The organism is Streptomyces pallidus (ex Mingjun et al. 2026) (assembly GCF_051550185.1).
GTDB lineage: Bacteria > Actinomycetota > Actinomycetes > Streptomycetales > Streptomycetaceae > Streptomyces.
In genome coordinates, this window is record NZ_CP196181.1 from 3,741,354 (window position 1) to 3,757,502 (window position 16,149).

At 70.8% G+C, this 16,149-nt stretch carries 14 protein-coding genes and 1 pseudogene; 5 read left to right on the forward strand and 10 right to left on the reverse strand.

Translation table 11 applies throughout. The annotated features are described in order from the left end of the window. Positions 1-151: 151 nt before the first annotated feature. A complete protein-coding gene (locus tag ACSHWO_RS16345) occupies positions 152-442 on the reverse strand; it encodes a hypothetical protein (RefSeq protein ID WP_361097095.1) in 291 nt (96 codons plus the stop codon). 132 nt (positions 443-574) lie between these two features. Here ACSHWO_RS16345 and ACSHWO_RS16350 point away from each other — a divergent pair, with 132 nt between their 5' ends. Next, positions 575-1,771 (forward strand): pyridoxal phosphate-dependent aminotransferase, encoded by a 1,197-nt coding sequence (locus ACSHWO_RS16350; RefSeq protein ID WP_438312685.1) that lies wholly within the window; start codon positions 575-577, stop codon positions 1,769-1,771. 247 nt (positions 1,772-2,018) lie between these two features. Here ACSHWO_RS16350 and ACSHWO_RS16355 read toward each other — a convergent pair whose 3' ends face one another. After that, the gene (locus tag ACSHWO_RS16355; protein WP_361097090.1) at positions 2,019-2,564 is read right to left on the reverse strand and encodes a YbjN domain-containing protein; all 546 of its coding nucleotides are present in this window, start codon (positions 2,562-2,564) and stop codon (positions 2,019-2,021) included. A 159-nt stretch (positions 2,565-2,723) separates the two neighbouring features. Next, positions 2,724-5,315, reverse strand: coding sequence for an ATP-dependent chaperone ClpB (gene clpB / locus ACSHWO_RS16360; RefSeq protein ID WP_438312688.1), 2,592 nt, complete (start codon positions 5,313-5,315; stop codon positions 2,724-2,726). Between the two features lie 142 nt (positions 5,316-5,457). Between clpB and ACSHWO_RS16365 the strand changes: the two genes are divergently transcribed. Beyond that, on the forward strand, positions 5,458-5,871 hold the full coding sequence (locus ACSHWO_RS16365) for a pyridoxamine 5'-phosphate oxidase family protein (protein WP_438312690.1): 414 nt from the start codon (positions 5,458-5,460) through the stop codon (positions 5,869-5,871). 154 nt (positions 5,872-6,025) lie between these two features. Here ACSHWO_RS16365 and ACSHWO_RS16370 read toward each other — a convergent pair whose 3' ends face one another. Together ACSHWO_RS16370 and ACSHWO_RS16375 are read right to left on the reverse strand one after the other, a co-directional pair. Further along, positions 6,026-6,340 (reverse strand): (2Fe-2S)-binding protein, encoded by a 315-nt coding sequence (locus ACSHWO_RS16370; RefSeq protein WP_114053450.1) that lies wholly within the window; start codon positions 6,338-6,340, stop codon positions 6,026-6,028. Continuing rightward, positions 6,337-6,579 (reverse strand): hypothetical protein, encoded by a 243-nt coding sequence (locus ACSHWO_RS16375; protein WP_361097078.1) that lies wholly within the window; start codon positions 6,577-6,579, stop codon positions 6,337-6,339. The genes ACSHWO_RS16370 and ACSHWO_RS16375 overlap by 4 nt, the downstream gene beginning before the upstream one ends. Positions 6,580-6,681: 102 nt before the next feature. On the opposite strand from ACSHWO_RS16375, the gene ACSHWO_RS16380 reads away from it, so the two are divergent. After that, the gene (locus ACSHWO_RS16380) at positions 6,682-7,701 is read left to right on the forward strand and encodes a helix-turn-helix transcriptional regulator (RefSeq protein ID WP_361097075.1); all 1,020 of its coding nucleotides are present in this window, start codon (positions 6,682-6,684) and stop codon (positions 7,699-7,701) included. Between the two features lie 99 nt (positions 7,702-7,800). Here ACSHWO_RS16380 and ACSHWO_RS16385 read toward each other — a convergent pair whose 3' ends face one another. The 4 genes from ACSHWO_RS16385 to dnaK are packed head-to-tail and all read right to left on the reverse strand — an operon-like array spanning position 7,801 to position 12,039. After that, positions 7,801-8,271 (reverse strand): heat shock protein transcriptional repressor HspR, encoded by a 471-nt coding sequence (locus ACSHWO_RS16385; RefSeq protein ID WP_361097072.1) that lies wholly within the window; start codon positions 8,269-8,271, stop codon positions 7,801-7,803. Between the two features lies 1 nt (position 8,272). Continuing rightward, positions 8,273-9,451: a molecular chaperone DnaJ gene (gene dnaJ / locus ACSHWO_RS16390; protein WP_361097069.1), complete on the reverse strand. Its 1,179-nt coding sequence runs from the start codon at positions 9,449-9,451 to the stop codon at positions 8,273-8,275. Positions 9,452-9,499: 48 nt separating this feature from the next. Beyond that, on the reverse strand, positions 9,500-10,186 hold the full coding sequence (gene grpE / locus ACSHWO_RS16395) for a nucleotide exchange factor GrpE (protein ID WP_361097066.1): 687 nt from the start codon (positions 10,184-10,186) through the stop codon (positions 9,500-9,502). Continuing rightward, positions 10,186-12,039, reverse strand: coding sequence for a molecular chaperone DnaK (gene dnaK / locus ACSHWO_RS16400; RefSeq protein ID WP_361097063.1), 1,854 nt, complete (start codon positions 12,037-12,039; stop codon positions 10,186-10,188). Before dnaK ends, grpE begins: the two co-directional genes overlap by 1 nt. A 288-nt stretch (positions 12,040-12,327) precedes the next feature. On the opposite strand from dnaK, the gene ACSHWO_RS16405 reads away from it, so the two are divergent. Together ACSHWO_RS16405 and ACSHWO_RS16410 are read left to right on the forward strand one after the other, a co-directional pair. Further along, positions 12,328-12,948 carry a sugar transferase gene (locus ACSHWO_RS16405; RefSeq protein ID WP_438312694.1) on the forward strand — a complete coding sequence of 207 codons (621 nt, stop codon included), beginning with the start codon at positions 12,328-12,330 and terminating at the stop codon, positions 12,946-12,948. A 110-nt stretch (positions 12,949-13,058) separates the two neighbouring features. Beyond that, positions 13,059-15,266, forward strand: a pseudogene (locus ACSHWO_RS16410) (heterodisulfide reductase-related iron-sulfur binding cluster); the annotation flags it as partial. 692 nt (positions 15,267-15,958) lie between these two features. On the opposite strand, the gene ACSHWO_RS16415 reads toward ACSHWO_RS16410, so the two are convergent. Beyond that, a complete protein-coding gene (locus ACSHWO_RS16415) occupies positions 15,959-16,144 on the reverse strand; it encodes a hypothetical protein (protein WP_438312696.1) in 186 nt (61 codons plus the stop codon). Positions 16,145-16,149 lie beyond the last annotated feature (5 nt).

The following is a 16,149-nucleotide window of genomic DNA, read 5'->3' on the forward strand; positions in this document are numbered from 1 at the left end:
CAGCGTTTTTACCCAACATGGTTGGGTTTACATCCCCGCGGGGGCTCCACAGTTCACGTGTTCACCGGCTCCGCCGAACGGGCCGGTCGCAGGCCCTGAGACGGGCCCGGAGCCCGGACGCGGATCCGGGCCGACCCCGCCCGTCCCGCCCTCAGCTGCCGCCGCCGCACCCGCCGCCGCAGGAGGACCCGCCTCCGCAGGACGACGAGGAACCTCCGCAGGAGGACGAGGAGCCGCAGCCGGCCCCGCTGCCTCCCGAGTCGCCGGCCCACCAGCTGCTCCGGGAGCTGCGGCGGGAGCTGCTCCGGGAGCTGCGGCGGCCCTTCGAGAGCGACACCTTGGACCGGTTGGAGGCGGCGGTCGCACGGCTGCCGGCGATCGCCAGGAGCACCACGACGCCGACGGCGAACATACCGAGCAGAATGAAAAAGGCCAGGAGCACGGTCCTTCGACCTCCTTGTGACTGGCCCCGGTCCCCCGGGGGAGCGGGACCCCCCGTCCCGCGTGCCAGGGGGATGCCCCCGCGCCGCGTCGTCCAAAGCGCACTTGAGCAAGTCCAGAGGTTCCCCCCAGGATGACGGCCATGAGCGCTCCCGCGGCCGGTCGCCGCCCCCACCTCAACCGCCGCATGGCGTCCTTCGGCACGACGATCTTCGCGGAGATGTCGGCCCTGGCCGCCCGGACCGGGTCCATCAACCTCGGCCAGGGCTTCCCCGACACCGACGGCCCCGCACAGATCGCCGAGGCCGCCTCCCGCGCCGTGCTCACGGGGCTCGGCAACCAGTACCCGCCGGGCCCCGGCGTTCCGGAGCTGCGGGCCGCGATCACCCGCCACCAGCAGCGGTTCTACGGCCTGTCCTACGACCCGGAGACCGAGGTGCTGGTCACGGCGGGCGCGACCGAGGCCATCGCCGCCTCCCTGCTGGCGCTGCTGGAACCGGGCGACGAGGTCGTCGCCCTGGAGCCGTACTACGACTCGTACGCGGCGTGCATCGCGATGGCCGGCGCCACCCGGGTCCCGGTCACGCTGCGGCCGCACGCCGGGGCGTTCACCCTCGACCTCGACGAGCTCCGCGCCGCGGTCACCCCGCGCACCCGCCTGCTGCTGCTGAACAGCCCGCACAACCCGACGGGCACCGTGCTGGGCCCGGCCGAGCTGGCCGCCGTCGCCGAGCTGGCGGTCGAACGGGACCTGCTGGTCGTCACCGACGAGGTGTACGAGCACCTGGTCTTCGACGGCGTCCACACCCCGCTGGCCTCGCTGCCCGGCATGCGGGAGCGCACGGTCACCATCTCCTCCGCGGGCAAGACGTTCTCGTTCACCGGCTGGAAGGTCGGCTGGATCACCGCCGTGCCCGAGCTCGTCGCGGCGGTCCGCTCGGTCAAGCAGTTCCTGACCTTCGTGGCGTCGGGCCCGTTCCAGTACGCCATCGCCGAGGCCCTGGACCTGCCCGACGCCTACTACGACGGCTTCCGCGCCGAGCTGGCCGCCAAGCGGGACCTCCTCGCCGAGGGCCTGGCCGCCGCCGGCTTCGAGGTGTTCCGCCCGCAGGGCACCTACTTCATCACCACCGACATCACCCCACTGGGCGAGAAGGACGGCCTGGCCTTCTGCCGCGCCCTGCCGGAGCGGTGCGGCGTGGTCGCCATCCCGAACCAGGTCTTCTACGACGACCGCTCCGCCGGCGCCACCCACGTCCGCTGGGCCTTCTGCAAGCAGACGGAGGTTTTGGAAGAGGCGGTTGAGCGCCTCGGTCGGCTGGCTCGCTGAGCGCGAGCCAGATGGACGTGCAGGCACAGGGCCCGGCCTTTCAGGCGGACCCCGTGCCGCGCGGCCGCGCGCCGGAGCCGTGGGCGGCCGGGCTGCTGCTGGCGCCGGCCGCCCGCAACGGCGCGAGCCCGGCCGCGCTCCGCGGTGCTGGTGACCGCGGGGCTGGCCGGGCTCCGGTTCGGCTACGGGGTGTACCTCCCGGTGATCGCCAGGATGCCTCCCTGAGCGCGGGGCGGGGGCAGGCGGACTAGCTGTCCTCGCCGTCCTTGTCCTCGCCCTCGCCGTCGGCGGAGTCGAGGTCCTTCTCCAGGCCGAGCTGCTCCACGAGCCACTTGTCGAACTCGATGGAGGCACGGACCCAGCTGACCGTGGAGGACACGAAGTGCTCCAGGCTGACGCCGGTGCCGATCAGCATCTGCGCCTCGCCGATCAGGCGGACGGAGCCGTCGTCGTGGGTGTGGCTGTAGACCTTCGGCCACAGGGTGCGGCGGTTCCAGTCGTCGATGGACTCCAGCAGCTGCGGCTTGTCCTCGATGGCGTGGGGGCGGTCGTAGAAGGTGCGGACGGAGAAGACCTGCTGCTCGTTCTCGCCACGGAACATGAAGTAGGTGCGGAACTCCTCCCACGGCGCCGCGAGGTCACCCTCGTCGTCGACGACGTACTTGAGCTCCATCTGCTCCAGCAGCTGCTTGACCAGATCCTGGTCCGGGACCACGGGGCCCGCCGGTCCTGTGGCCTGCGGTTCGGGCTGCTGCCCTCCGAAATTCGGAATCGAGGCCGGGTCGATGCTCACCGTGTTCTTCCCTTCGTGCGGATGCTGTCATCCTCCCCCATCCCTCCTACCCCGTGTCCAGCCCCACACGTGCGATCCGCTCCGAGCGGACAGGGGCGGGCCCCCGGCAGGGGCGCGGCACTGCCGCGGTACCCCTGCCGGGGGCCCGCCCGGGGGCCGTCAGAGGGCCTTGCCGACCAGCAGGTCGTCGCCGGCCACGTCCACCCGTACGGTGTCGCCGTCGCGGACCTCGCCGGCCAGGATCTCCTTGGCGAGGCGGTCGCCGACCGCCGTCTGGATCAGGCGACGCAGCGGGCGGGCACCGTACGCGGGGTCGTTGCCCTTGTCGGCGAGCCAGGCCAGGGCCTCGGGGGTGACGTCCAGGGTCAGACGGCGGTCGGCCAGGCGCCGGGCGAGACTGCCCACCTGGAGCTCGGCGATGTGGGCCAGCTCGTCCCTGGTCAGCGCGGAGAAGACGACGAGGTCGTCGAGCCGGTTGAGGAACTCCGGCTTGAAGGAGGCCCGCACGACCTCCAGCACCCTCTCCCGCTTCTCGTCCGCCGAGGTGGCCGGGTCCATCAGGAACTGGCTGCCCAGGTTGGAGGTGAGGATGAGGATGGTGTTGCGGAAGTCCACGGTGCGGCCCTGGCCGTCCGTGAGCCGGCCGTCGTCGAGGACCTGGAGCAGGATGTCGAAGACCTCCGGGTGGGCCTTCTCGACCTCGTCCAGCAGGACGACGGAGTACGGGCGGCGGCGCACCGCCTCGGTCAGCTGGCCGCCTTCCTCGTAGCCGACGTAGCCGGGCGGGGCGCCGACGAGGCGGGCCACGCTGTGCTTCTCGGAGTACTCCGACATGTCGATGCGGACCATGGCCCGCTCGTCGTCGAAGAGGAAGTCCGCGAGGGCCTTGGCCAGCTCGGTCTTGCCGACGCCGGTCGGCCCGAGGAAGAGGAACGAGCCGGTCGGCCGGTCGGGGTCGGCGATGCCCGCGCGGGTACGGCGCACGGCGTCGGAGACGGCCCGCACGGCCTCGCCCTGGCCGATGAGGCGGCGGCCGAGCTCGGCCTCCATGCGCAGCAGCTTCTGGGTCTCGCCCTCCAGCAGGCGGCCCGCCGGGATGCCCGTCCAGGCGCCGACGACGTCCGCGATGTCGTCGGGGCCGACCTCGTCCTTGACCATGGTGCGCTTGGCGGCCTCCGCCTCGGCCTCCGCCTCGGTGGCCTCGGCCAGCTCCCGCTCCAGGGCCGGGATCTCCCCGTACAGCAGCTTGGAGGCGGTGTCGAAGTCGCCGTCGCGCTGGGCGCGCTCGGACTGGCCGCGCAGCTCGTCGAGGCGCTCCTTGAGCTCGCCGACCCGGTTCAGGGACTGCTTCTCCTTCTCCCAGCGGGCGGTCAGGCCGCGCAGCTCCTCCTCCTTGTCGGCGAGGTCCTTGCGGAGCTTGTCCAGGCGCTCGCGCGAGGCCGGGTCGGACTCGTTCTTCAGCGCCAGCTCCTCCATCCGCAGGCGGTCGACGGCGCGCTGGAGCTCGTCGATCTCCACCGGGGAGGAGTCGATCTCCATGCGGAGCCGGGACGCGGCCTCGTCGACGAGGTCGATGGCCTTGTCCGGCAGGAAGCGGGAGGTGATGTAGCGGTCGGAGAGGGTCGCGGCGGCCACCAGCGCGCTGTCGTTGATCTGCACCTTGTGGTGGGCCTCGTAGCGGCCCTTGAGCCCGCGCAGGATGGCGATGGTGTCCTCGACGGACGGCTCGGCGACCAGGACCTGCTGGAAGCGGCGCTCCAGCGCCGGGTCCTTCTCGATCCGCTCGCGGTACTCGTCGAGGGTGGTGGCGCCGACCATGCGCAGCTCGCCGCGGGCCAGCATCGGCTTGAGCATGTTGCCGGCGTCCATGGCCGAATCGCCGCCGGCGCCCGCGCCGACGACCGTGTGGAGCTCGTCGATGAAGGTGATGATCTGGCCCTCGCTGGACTTGATCTCGGCGAGGACGGTCTTCAGGCGCTCCTCGAACTCGCCGCGGTACTTGGCGCCCGCGACCATCGCACCGAGGTCGAGGGCGACCAGGCGCTTGTTCTTGAGGGACTCGGGGACGTCGCCCTTGACGATGCGCTGGGCCAGGCCCTCGACGACGGCGGTCTTGCCGACGCCGGGCTCGCCGATGAGCACCGGGTTGTTCTTGGTGCGCCGGGACAGGACCTGGACGACCCGGCGGATCTCGTGGTCCCGGCCGATGACGGGGTCGAGCTTGCCCTCGCGGGCCGCGGCCGTGAAGTCCGTGCCGAACTTCTCCAGGGCCTTGTACTGGCCCTCCGGGTCGGGGGTGGTCACCCGCCGTCCTCCTCGTGCGTTCTCGAAGGCCTCCAGCAGCTTCTTCGCCGTCGCGCCCTGGGCGGACAGTACCTCTCCGGCCGCGCCGCCCTTGGCGGCGATCGCGATGAGCAGGTGCTCGGTGGAGAGGTAGTCGTCGCCGAGCTCCTTGGCCTGCCGGTCGGCCTCGGCGAGGACGGCGAGCAGGTCGCGGGTGGGCTGCGGCGGGGCGACCGTGGAGCCCGTGGCGCTGGGCAGGGCGGCGAGGAGCCGCTCGGCACCGGAGCGCACTGCGGCCTGGTCGGCCTCGGTGGCCGCGAGGAGGTCGGTGAGGTTCTCGTTCTCCTCGCCGGCGAGCAGGGCCAGCAGCAGGTGTGCCGGGCTCAGGTCGGCGTGGCCGTCCTTGACTGCGCGGCTGGTGGCGTTGTTCAGCGCGTCACGGCTCTTGTTGGTCAGCTCGGCGTCCACGTGCGGCTTCTCCTCTCCGTACGGTGCATCCGTGTCGGGGCTGCATCAATCGGTTGACACACTCAACGTGCGTAAAGTTGAGTCTATTCCACTCAAGGCAACGGGAGGCGGGTTTCGGGGCGCGGAGTCGTACGCTCTGCGCATGTCCCATGACGTACTCAACCCGACGCCCGAATACCTCGCCTTCTGGCGGGAGCGGCACGTCTGCACGCTGACCACCCCGCGCCCGGACGGCACCCCGCATGTGGTGCCCGTCGGGGTGACGTACGACCCGGCGGCCGGCCTGGCCCGGGTGATCAGCAACAAGCACAGCAAGAAGGTCCGCAACGTGCTGGCGGCCCAGGCGGTGGGGCCGGGCTCGGCGCGGGTCGCGGTGTGCCAGATGGAGGGGCGCCGCTGGGCGACGCTGGAGGGCCGCGCGGTGGTGCGCACGGACGAGGAGGCGGTCGCGGACGCGGTCGCGCGCTACGCGCAGCGGTACGGGCGGACGCCCTCGCCCAACCCGGACCGGGTGGTCATCGAGATCGCGCTGGACCGGGCGATGGGCCGCGCCTGAGGGGCGGGGGGCGGACCGGACGGTTCAGGATTCACCTTGTCCGGTTCGACTACTGGACGCCGACATCACAACGGCGCCATCGTGGTCAGGTCCACGATGGCGCCGTTGTGTGGGGGAAGCACCTGGAGCGATCTGCAACGACGGGGGAATCGCTTCAGGCACTGCGGGGGGTGGCGGTGGTGATGTCGGGTTCGAAGAGCTGGTGGTCCCGCTGATCGAGGTTCACGAAGACCATGCCGTAGCGCACCTCGCAGCGGACCGGCTGCGGCGCGCCGCGGGGGCGGCGCAGGCAGCGGTACGCCCGCACGTCCTCGTCCTCCTCCCGCGTGATCACGATGGGCTGGCCGAAGAGGGTGACCATCAGCGAGTCGCCGACCTGGGGGATGGCCGTCGCGAGGTCGATGAACTGCCAGCCGGAGCGATAGGCGGAAGCCATTTCGCGGCGGAAGCCGCGGTCATCGGGGGTCATACCGTGCTCTCCACGACAAGGGCTGCGGAATCGGCGTCTGCGGGGTTCGAGCGCCACCCGCTGTCCAGCGGGGCCTCACGCCATCCGCTGTCCGCCGAGGGCTCGCGCCATCCGCTGTCCTCCGCCTGGACGTCCGCGGCACCTCCGGCGCCCCCCAGCGCGGCTGCGGCGAGTCCCAGACCGGCCACAGCCGAGAAGATGACGGTGGCAAGCGCCGAGCGAAGCATTCTCTTGTTCATGGTCGGCTTCGTCCTCACTTGATGAAATCCTCTCCCCCGCCTGTCAGACGATGGCTCATTCAGGCACGTCGCTGCCACAGGGACGATGCATCATGTTCTTGCATGTTCAGGACCCTGGGGGGTGGAGATTTGACAATAAACACAACAAAAGCGACACATCCCCACTCGGTCGCGAACCTGTGCTCCGAAGGAGCGCGCCTCTACACGAGCGCGCTGCGGACCGGTCGCATCGCACGTGGCGACGTGGAAGCGGCACCCTGCCTGCTCGACCTGGCCCTGCTCCAGCCGGATCCTGATGACGTCAATTCACTGCGCCCGGTTCCACCGGCGGTTGCGCTGGCCCAGCGGCTGCATCCGATCGAACGCGAGATCCGCGAGCGGCACCGCGATTCTCTCGAACTCTCCGAAGCGTTCGAGCCGTTTCTCGCCATCAGTGCGCAGGCTCCGGCCAGCACCCACGCCATCACCGTGCTGGAGGGCTTCGACGCCATCAACGCCGCCCTCAACCTGGCCACCGCCGAGTGCCACACCGAGATGCTCACCGTCCAGCCCGGTGGCGCCCGCCCCAGCCTGGAGCTTACGGAGGCCCTGGAGCGCGACCAGCCGCTGACCGACCGCGGTGTCCGGATCCGTACCCTCTACCAGCACACGGTCCGCCACAGCCGGGGCACGCTCGCGTACGTCGACATCCTCAAGGCCGGCAAGGTCGAGGTGCGCACACTGGAGGAGCTCTTCGAACGGCTCATCATCTTCGACCGCACGGTCGCCTTCATCCCCGCCAGCGACGACCGCCAGGTGGCCCTGGAGCTGCGCCACCCGGGGCTCGTGGACTACCTCATCAAGGTGTTCGAGCAGCTGTGGCACCGCGCGGTGCCGCTACAGGAGGAAGTGACCTACCAGCCCACCCGGGACGGCATCTCGGGCGTGCAGCGCACCATCGCCCAGCTCCTCGTCGAGGGGCACGTGGACGAGGCCATCGCCCGCCGGCTGGGCATGAACGTACGGACCTGCCGGGCGCACATCGCCAAGCTCGCCAGCACCCTCGGCAGCGGCAGCCGCGCCCAACTCGGCTTCCTCATCGCCCGGTCCGGGATCCTGGAGGAGGGCGGGCCGGACTGCTGAGGCGGGACGGCGGGACGGCCGCGAGGACGCCGGAGGCCCCGCCCGGGACGAACCCGGGCGGGGCCTCCGTCATGTCGCCGTGTCGGCGCCGCGCCGCCGCTAGTCGTTCGTCCGCTTCGGCGCGGGACGCCAGACGACGAGGGCGTTGCCGGCCACCGGCGGCTGGTACTTGACCAGGTCGCGGCGGTACGAGGCGTGCACCTGGGCCTCGCGCTGCTGCATCACGGCGGCCGCGCCCTCGACCGCGGCCGAGAGCTCGGCCACGCGCTGCTGGAGGGCCTCGACCTGGTTCTGCAGCTCGATGATCCGCTTGATGCCGGCCAGGTTGATGCCCTCGTCCTGGGACAGCGCCTGCACCGTGCGGAGCAGCTCGATGTCCCTGGCCGAATATCGCCGTCCGCGGCCCGCCGTGCGGTCCGGGGAGACCAGGCCGAGGCGGTCGTACTGGCGCAGGGTCTGTGGGTGCAGACCCGAGAGCTGGGCGGCCACCGAGATCACGTAGACCGGCGTCTCGTCGGTCAACTCGTACGCCCCGCCACCGAAGCGGGGCTGTCGTCGGCGGCCGTCCATGTCATGCTCCCTTCGCGGACTCGAACAGCGCGGCACGCGGGTCGTCCGACTCCGTCGCGTCGCGGTACATCTCCAGTGCCTCGCGGGCCTTGTCCGTCAGCGCGGACGGGACCGCGACCTCCACCGTCACCAGCAGGTCGCCGCGGGTGCCGTCCTTGCGGACCGCGCCCTTGCCGCGGGCCCGCATGGTGCGGCCCGTCGGGGTGCCCGGCGGCAGCTTCAGCGTCACTGCGGGCCCGCCCAGGGTCGGGACCTTGATCTCGGCGCCCAGGGCCGCCTCGGAGATCGTCACCGGGACGGTCACCGTCAGGTTGTCGCCCTTGCGGCCGAAGACCGGGTGGCTGCCCACGTGGACGACGACGTACAGGTCGCCGGCCGGGCCCCCGCGCTCGCCCGGCGCGCCCTTGCCGCGCAGCCGGATCCGCTGGCCGTCGGAGACGCCCGCCGGGATCCGGACCTGCATGGTCCGCGAGGACTTGGCGCGGCCGCTGCCCTTGCACACCTCGCAGGGCGTCTCCGCGATCAGGCCCCGGCCCTTGCAGTCCGCGCAGGGGTCGGTCAGCGAGAAGCCTCCGCCGCTGCCCCGCGAGACCTGGCCGGTACCGACGCAGGTCGGGCACACCCGGGGGGTGCCGTTCTTGTCGCCGGTGCCGGAGCAGGCCTTGCAGGGGGCCTGGGAGGACATCCGGAGCGGGACCGTGGCCCCGTCCACCGCCTCCGTGAACGAGAGGGTGACCTCGGACTCGATGTCCTGGCCCCGGCGCGGCTGGGTCCGGGTCCCCGGACCGGCGCCGCCCCGGTTGAACAGGCCGCCGAACACGTCGCCGAGGCCGCCGCCGCCGAAGCCGCCCGCGCCGCCGCCCTGGGCGCCCCCGAAGAGGTCGCCCAGGTCGAAGTTGAAGGAGCCGCCGCCCGCGCCGGGACCGGGGCGGAAGCCACCGTTCCCGAACAGCGCGCGGGCGTCGTCGTACTCCTTGCGCTTCTTGGCGTCGCCCAGGATGTCGTTCGCCTCGGAGATCTCCTTGAAGCGCTCCTCGGCCTCGGCGTCGCCCTTGTTGGCGTCCGGGTGGAACTCGCGGGCGAGCTTCCGGTACGCCTTCTTGATCTCCGCTTCGGTGGCGTCCTTGGGGACACCGAGGACCTTGTAGTAGTCCTTCTCGACGAAGTCCTTCGTGCTCATCCCCGGCGTCCCTCCTCTCGTGCCGTCACATGATCAGCTTTGCGGATGTCAGCCCTTGTCGGCTGCATCCGCGTCCTTGTCCGAAGGCGTGTCGCCCTCCCCGGACTCGGACTTCGGGGCCGCACCCGGCTGGGGCTCGGCCACCGCGACCCGCGCGGGGCGGATCGTGCGCTCGCCGATCCGGTACCCGGGCTGCAGGATCGCCACGCAGGTCGTCTCGGTGACGTCCGGCGCGTACGAGTGCATCAGGGCCTCGTGGATCGTCGGGTCGAAGGGCTCGCCCTCCTTGCCGAACTGCTGGAGGCCCAGCTTGGCCGCAGCCGTCTCCAGCGATTCGGCCACCGACTTGAAGCCGCCGACCAGTTCGCCATGGTCCCTCGCCCGGCCGATGTCGTCCAGGGTCGGGAGCAGCTCGGTCAGCAGGTTCGCGACCGCGATCTCCTTGACGGCGATGCGGTCCCGCTCCACGCGGCGACGGTAGTTCTGGTACTCCGCCTGGAGCCGCTGGAGGTCACCGGTGCGCTCGGAGAGCGCCGTACGGGCCTGGTCCAGCTGCGCCACCAGGGCCGCGTCCGCGCCCTGGGCGGACTGGTCGGACTGTGCTCCGGAGTCCCCGGCCGGGGCCGCCGGCTCCTCGGAGGAGGAGTCGGCGGTCTTCGGCTCGGCGGCGTCCTCAGGGGTCGCGCCGTTGGGGACTTCGGGCTTCTCCTCGAAACCCGCGGTCTCCTCCGGCATCAGGCCGCGCCGCCCTTCGGCTTCTCGTCGTCGACGATCTCGGCGTCGACGACATCGTCATCGGCACCGCCGGCCTTGGCCTGGCCCGCGTCACCAGCGCCGCCGGCGGCCTGGGCGCCCTGGGCGTCGGCGTAGATCGCCTGGCCGAGCTTCTGGCTGACCGCGGCGACCTTCTCGGTCGCGGTGCGGATCTCGGCCGTGTCGTCGCCCTTGAGCTTCTCCTTCAGCTCGGCGACGGCGGCCTCGACCTCGGTCTTCACGTCGCCCGGGACCTTGTCCTCGTTGTCCTTGACGAACTTCTCCGTCTGGTACACGAGCTGCTCGGCCTGGTTGCGGGTCTCGGCGGCCTCGCGGCGGCGCTGGTCCTCCTCCGCGTACTGCTCGGCCTCCTCGCGCATGCGGTTGACCTCGTCCTTGCCGAGCGAGGAGCCGCCGGTGACGGTCATCTTCTGCTCCTTGCCCGTGCCGAGGTCCTTCGCGGTCACGTGCATGATGCCGTTGGCGTCGATGTCGAAGGAGACCTCGATCTGCGGGACGCCGCGCGGGGCCGGCGGCAGGCCCGTCAGCTCGAACATGCCGAGCTTCTTGTTGTACGCCGCGATCTCGCGCTCGCCCTGGTAGACCTGGATCTGCACGGACGGCTGGTTGTCCTCGGCCGTCGTGAAGATCTCCGAGCGCTTGGTCGGGATCGTGGTGTTGCGCTCGATGAGCTTGGTCATGATGCCGCCCTTGGTCTCGATGCCGAGGGACAGCGGGGTCACGTCGAGGAGCAGGACGTCCTTGACCTCACCCTTGAGGACACCGGCCTGGAGGGTGGCGCCGATGGCGACGACCTCGTCCGGGTTGACGCCCTTGTTGGCCTCCTTGCCGCCGGTCAGCTCCTTGACGAGCTCGGCGACGGCCGGCATGCGGGTGGAGCCGCCGACGAGGACCACGTGGTCGATGTCGGAGAGGGCGATGCCCGCGTCCTTGATCACGTTGTGGAAGGGCACCTTGCAGCGGTCCAGCAGGTCCGAGGTCAGCTGCTGGAACTGGGCGCGGGTGAGCTTCTCGTCCAGGTGCAGCGGGCCCTCGGCGGAGGCCGTGATGTAAGGCAGGTTGATCGTGGTCTCCGTGGAGGAGGACAGCTCGATCTTCGCCTTCTCGGCGGCCTCGCGCAGGCGCTGGAGGGCCATCTTGTCCTTGGACAGGTCGACGCCGTGGCCGTTCGCGAACTGCTTCACCAGGTAGTCGACGACGCGCTGGTCCCAGTCGTCACCACCGAGGTGGTTGTCACCGTTGGTGGCCTTGACCTCGACGACGCCGTCACCGATCTCCAGCAGCGACACGTCGAAGGTGCCGCCACCGAGGTCGAAGACGAGGATGGTCTGGTCGTCCTTGTCCAGGCCGTAGGCCAGGGCGGCGGCGGTCGGCTCGTTGACGATGCGCAGGACGTTCAGGCCCGCGATCTCGCCGGCCTCCTTGGTGGCCTGGCGCTCGGAGTCGTTGAAGTACGCCGGGACGGTGATGACCGCGTCGGTGACCTTCTCACCCAGGTAGGCCTCGGCGTCGCGCTTCAGCTTCTGCAGGATGAACGCGCTCATCTGCTGCGGGTTGAAGTCCTTGCCGTCCAGGTTGATCTTCCAGTCGGTGCCCATGTGGCGCTTCACCGAGCGGATGGTGCGGTCGACGTTGGTGACCGCCTGCCGCTTGGCGACCTCGCCGACGAGGACCTCGCCGTTCTTGGCGAAGGCGACGACGGACGGCGTGGTCCTGGCGCCCTCGGCGTTGGTGATGACGGTGGGCTCGCCGCCTTCGAGAACGCTGACGACGGAGTTAGTGGTGCCCAGGTCGATGCCGACCGCACGTGCCATTTCAATTCCTCCAGCTGACTTGAGTGGAACAGGCTCAAGAGTGCCCGACGCCTCGTCCTGCGTCAACAGAGGTGAGCGGAGTCGACTCAACTTTTATCGGGTTCTTACGCTCATCCGCGAGCGGATCCCAAGCAGTGCGGGCCCGGCACGGCAGGCGGGGCGGGGCCCGACACCGCAGGCGGGGCGGCGCCCGGCACCGCGCGCGGGGCGGGGCCGAGTGGGCGACGCCCACCCCCCGCCGCTGCGCGGCATCCGGGAACCGCCACCGGGGCAGGGCACGGTGCCTGCATGCCGCTACCGCCGCTCACATTCCCCCCGGTCCGGCGCCCCGCACGCAGGCCCTCCCCGCCCGGCCGCACCCTGCGCCCGCCACGCCCGCCACGGCCGCGGCGGCCGCTCCGGCTGCCGCGGCGCCCCGCCTACCCGGCGAAGCGGGCGGTCGACCTCCTCGGGGCCGCGGCCCTCCTGTGCGCCTTCCTGCTGCCGCTGCTCATCGCCGCCGCCCTGCTGTGCGCGGCCGGGGGGCGCGGACGGGTCCTCGCGCGCGAGCCGGTGGCGGGGCTCGGCGGCCGCACGTTCCGCACCTGGCGGCTGCGCACGGCGGGGGCCGGCCGGATCGGCCGGGTGGTGCGCCGCTGCACGCTGGACGCGATGCCGCAGCTGCTGAACGTGCTGCGGGGGCAGATGTCACTGGTCGGACCGCGCCCCCAGGCGCGTACCGACCGTCCGGAGCGACTGCTGGTTCGCCCCGGAATGACCGGTCTGTGGCAGGTGAGCGCGCGCTCCGGCCTCCCCTGGGAGGAGATGGCACTGCTGGACCGGCACTATGTGGAGAGCCATTGGCTGGGGATGGATCTCGCAATCCTGGCGCAGACCCCTCGGGCGGCCCTCGAACACAGGCATGCCTGAGCGACACAGATCACCGCACGCTCACCTACATTGCGGCGCGGAGAATGGGTAACCTCAAGCCTTGACTCAATAAGTTACTGCTTAGTAATTTCCGCCCGAGGAGCCCTCCCATGCAACTCGCCGCGATCATCGTGTCGCTGGTCCTGACCGTGGTCGGCGTCGCGCTGCTCGCCCGAGCCGTGGCGCAGATCTACCGGTTCGTGAAGCTCGGACAGCCCGTGCCGGCCGGCAGCCGCACGGACGACCCGAAGGCCCGGACCGTCACCCTGGTCCGGGAGTTCCTCGGGCACAGCCGGATGAACCGCTGGGGCATCGTCGGCTTCGCGCACTGGTTCGTCGCGATCGGCTTCCTGACGCTGCCCCCGACCCTGGCGCAGGCGTACGGCCAGCTGTTCCAGGCCGACTGGACGCTGCCGGTACTCGGCGGCTTCCTGCCGTTCGAGCTGTACATCGAGTTCATCGGCCTGATGACGGTCGTCGGCATCGTGGTGCTGATGGCGATCCGCCTGATGTCGCTGCCGTCGCGGGCGGGCCGCAAGTCGCGCTTCGCGGGCTCCAAGGCCTGGCAGGCGTACTTCGTCGAGTACGTGATCCTCACCATCGGTCTCGCGATCCTGGCCCTGCGCGGCCTTGAGGGCGCGATCCACCACGTCGACTCCTACGAGCCGGCGTACTTCGTGTCGTACCCGCTGGTGCTGGCCTTCAAGGGCCTGTCGCTGCCGGCCCTGCAGAACGCCATCTACTTCACCGCGATGATCAAGATCGGCACCTCGCTGATCTGGATGATCACCGTCTCGCTGAACACCAACATGGGTGTCGCCTGGCACCGCTTCCTCGGCTTCCCGAACATCTGGTTCAAGCGCAACGCCGACGGCGCCTCCGCGCTCGGCGCGCTCCAGCCGATGACCAGCGGCGGCAAGGAGATCGACTTCGAGGACCCGGGCGAGGACGACGTCTTCGGCGTCTCGCAGGTCGAGCAGTTCTCCTGGAAGGGCATCCTCGACTTCTCCACCTGCACCGAGTGCGGCCGCTGCCAGTCGCAGTGCCCCGCGTGGAACACGGGCAAGCCGCTGTCGCCGAAGCTCCTGATCATGTCGCTGCGCGACCACGCGCACGCCAAGGCCCCGTACCTGCTGGCCGGCGGCGGCAAGACCATGGAGGGCGAGGAGAAGGCCACCGAGGCCCAGCTCGCCGGCGTCCCGGCCACGGCCCTCGCCGAGGCCGAGCGCCCGCTGATCGGCACCGCCGAGGAGAACGGCGTCATCGACCCGGACGTGCTGTGGTCGTGCACCACCTGCGGTGCGTGCGTGGAGCAGTGCCCGGTCGACATCGAGCACATCGACCACATCGTCGACATGCGCCGCTACCAGGTGATGATCGAGAGCGCGTTCCCGTCGGAGGCGGGCACGATGCTCAAGAACCTGGAGAAGAAGGGCAACCCCTGGGGCCTGGCCAAGAAGCAGCGGGTGGAGTGGACCAAGGAGGTCGACTTCGAGGTCCCGATCGTCGGCAAGGACGTGGAGGACCTCACCGAGGTCGACTACCTGTACTGGGTCGGCTGCGCCGGCGCCCTGGAGGACCGGGCGAAGAAGACCACGAAGGCCTTCGCCGAGCTGCTGCACATGGCGGGCGTCAAGTTCGCGATCATGGGTGGCGAGGAGAAGTGCACCGGTGACTCGCCGCGCCGCCTGGGCAACGAGCCGCTGTTCCAGCAGCTGGGCCAGGAGAACGTCGCCATGCTGAACATGGCCTTCGGCGAGGACGACGAGGACGAGTCGACGAAGAAGCCGAAGTCGGCGAAGAAGATCGTCTCGACCTGCCCGCACTGCTTCAACACCATCGCCAACGAGTACCCGCAGCTCGGCGGCGAGTACGAGGTCATCCACCACACCCAGCTGCTCCAGCACCTCATCGACGAGGGCAGGCTGGTCCCGGTGACCCCGGTGGACGGTCTGATCACGTACCACGACCCGTGCTACCTGGGCCGTCACAACAAGGTCTACACGCCGCCGCGCGAGATCATGTCGGCCGTTCCGGGTCTGCGTCAGCAGGAGATGCACCGCCACAAGGAGCGGGGCTTCTGCTGTGGCGCCGGTGGCGCGCGGATGTGGATGGAGGAGCGGATCGGCAAGCGCATCAACAACGAGCGCGTCGACGAGGCCCTGTCCCTCAACCCGGACATCGTCTCCACCGCCTGCCCGTTCTGCCTGGTGATGCTGACCGACTCGGTCAACGGCAAGAAGAACGAGGGCCAGGCCAAGGAATCCGTCCAGGTCGTCGACGTCGCCCAGCTCCTCCTGGAGTCCGTCAAGGCCCCCGCGCCGACGGAGGAGGAACTGGCCGCCGAGGCCGCCGCCGCGGAGGCGCAGGCCGAGGCCGAGGCGAAGGCCGCCGCGGCTGCGGCGGAGGCGAAGGCCAAGGCGGAGGCCGAGGCGAAGGCCAAGGCGGAGGCGGAGGCGGCAGCCAAGGCGGAGGCGGCAGCCGCGGCCAAGGCCGAGGCCGAAGCGAAGGCAGCCGAGGCGGCGGAGCCCGAGACCGACGCCGCGGAACCCCAGTCCCCGGCGGACGCACCGAAGGCCGAGGAGGCGAAGGCCGAGGAGGCGAAGGTCGAGGAGACCGAGGCGAAGGTCGAGGAGGCCGAGGCGAAGGTCGAGGAGACCGAGGCGAAGGTCGAGGAGACCGAGGCGAAGGTCGAGGAGACCGAGGCGAAGGTCGAGGAGGCCGAGACCGAGGCTGCGGCCGAAGCCGAGGCGGCGGCGAAGACCGAGGAGACCAAGGCCGAGACGGCAGTGGAGGCCGCGCCCGAGACCGCTGTCGAGGCCGAGCCCGAGGCCGACAAGCCCGAGGCGTCGGTCGCGGACGGCGACAAGGCCGACAGCGCCAGGTAGCCCCGTAGCGGACCGCGAGCGCAACCCGCGCTCCGTCCGCGCCGAACAAGCCGCAGTGGCCGGCCCCCGCTCAGGGGGCCGGCCACTGCGGCGTTCACGACGGGCGGGACGACGGCCCGCTCTCAGCGGTGGTCGCCGACCTGTTCCCGCTTCTTCACCATCAGGTTCACGCAGCCGAAGACCACGGCGAGCAGCAGGGGAACCACCACTCCGGTCGGGCTGTCCCCGAAGAGCGGGGCGACCAGCGCCAACATCAGCAGCATCGCCACCGGCGCCCAGCGGGCGGCTTCCTTCGCATTCCCCGTCACGATCT

What these genes read in the sequence shown, in the direction of transcription:
- ACSHWO_RS16350 (WP_438312685.1), top strand. Translation starts at nt 575, where the DNA reads ATGACGGCCATGAGCGCTCCCGCGGCCGGTCGCCGCCCCCACCTCAAC.
- ACSHWO_RS16365 (WP_438312690.1), top strand. Translation starts at nt 5,458, where the DNA reads ATGTCCCATGACGTACTCAACCCGACGCCCGAATACCTCGCCTTCTGG.
- ACSHWO_RS16370 (WP_114053450.1), bottom strand. Translation starts at nt 6,340, where the DNA reads ATGACCCCCGATGACCGCGGCTTCCGCCGCGAAATGGCTTCCGCCTAT.
- ACSHWO_RS16375 (WP_361097078.1), bottom strand. Translation starts at nt 6,579, where the DNA reads ATGAACAAGAGAATGCTTCGCTCGGCGCTTGCCACCGTCATCTTCTCG.
- ACSHWO_RS16380 (WP_361097075.1), top strand. Translation starts at nt 6,682, where the DNA reads ATGTTCAGGACCCTGGGGGGTGGAGATTTGACAATAAACACAACAAAA.
- ACSHWO_RS16385 (WP_361097072.1), bottom strand. Translation starts at nt 8,271, where the DNA reads ATGGACGGCCGCCGACGACAGCCCCGCTTCGGTGGCGGGGCGTACGAG.
- dnaJ (WP_361097069.1), bottom strand. Translation starts at nt 9,451, where the DNA reads ATGAGCACGAAGGACTTCGTCGAGAAGGACTACTACAAGGTCCTCGGT.
- grpE (WP_361097066.1), bottom strand. Translation starts at nt 10,186, where the DNA reads ATGCCGGAGGAGACCGCGGGTTTCGAGGAGAAGCCCGAAGTCCCCAAC.
- dnaK (WP_361097063.1), bottom strand. Translation starts at nt 12,039, where the DNA reads ATGGCACGTGCGGTCGGCATCGACCTGGGCACCACTAACTCCGTCGTC.
- ACSHWO_RS16405 (WP_438312694.1), top strand. Translation starts at nt 12,328, where the DNA reads ATGCCGCTACCGCCGCTCACATTCCCCCCGGTCCGGCGCCCCGCACGC.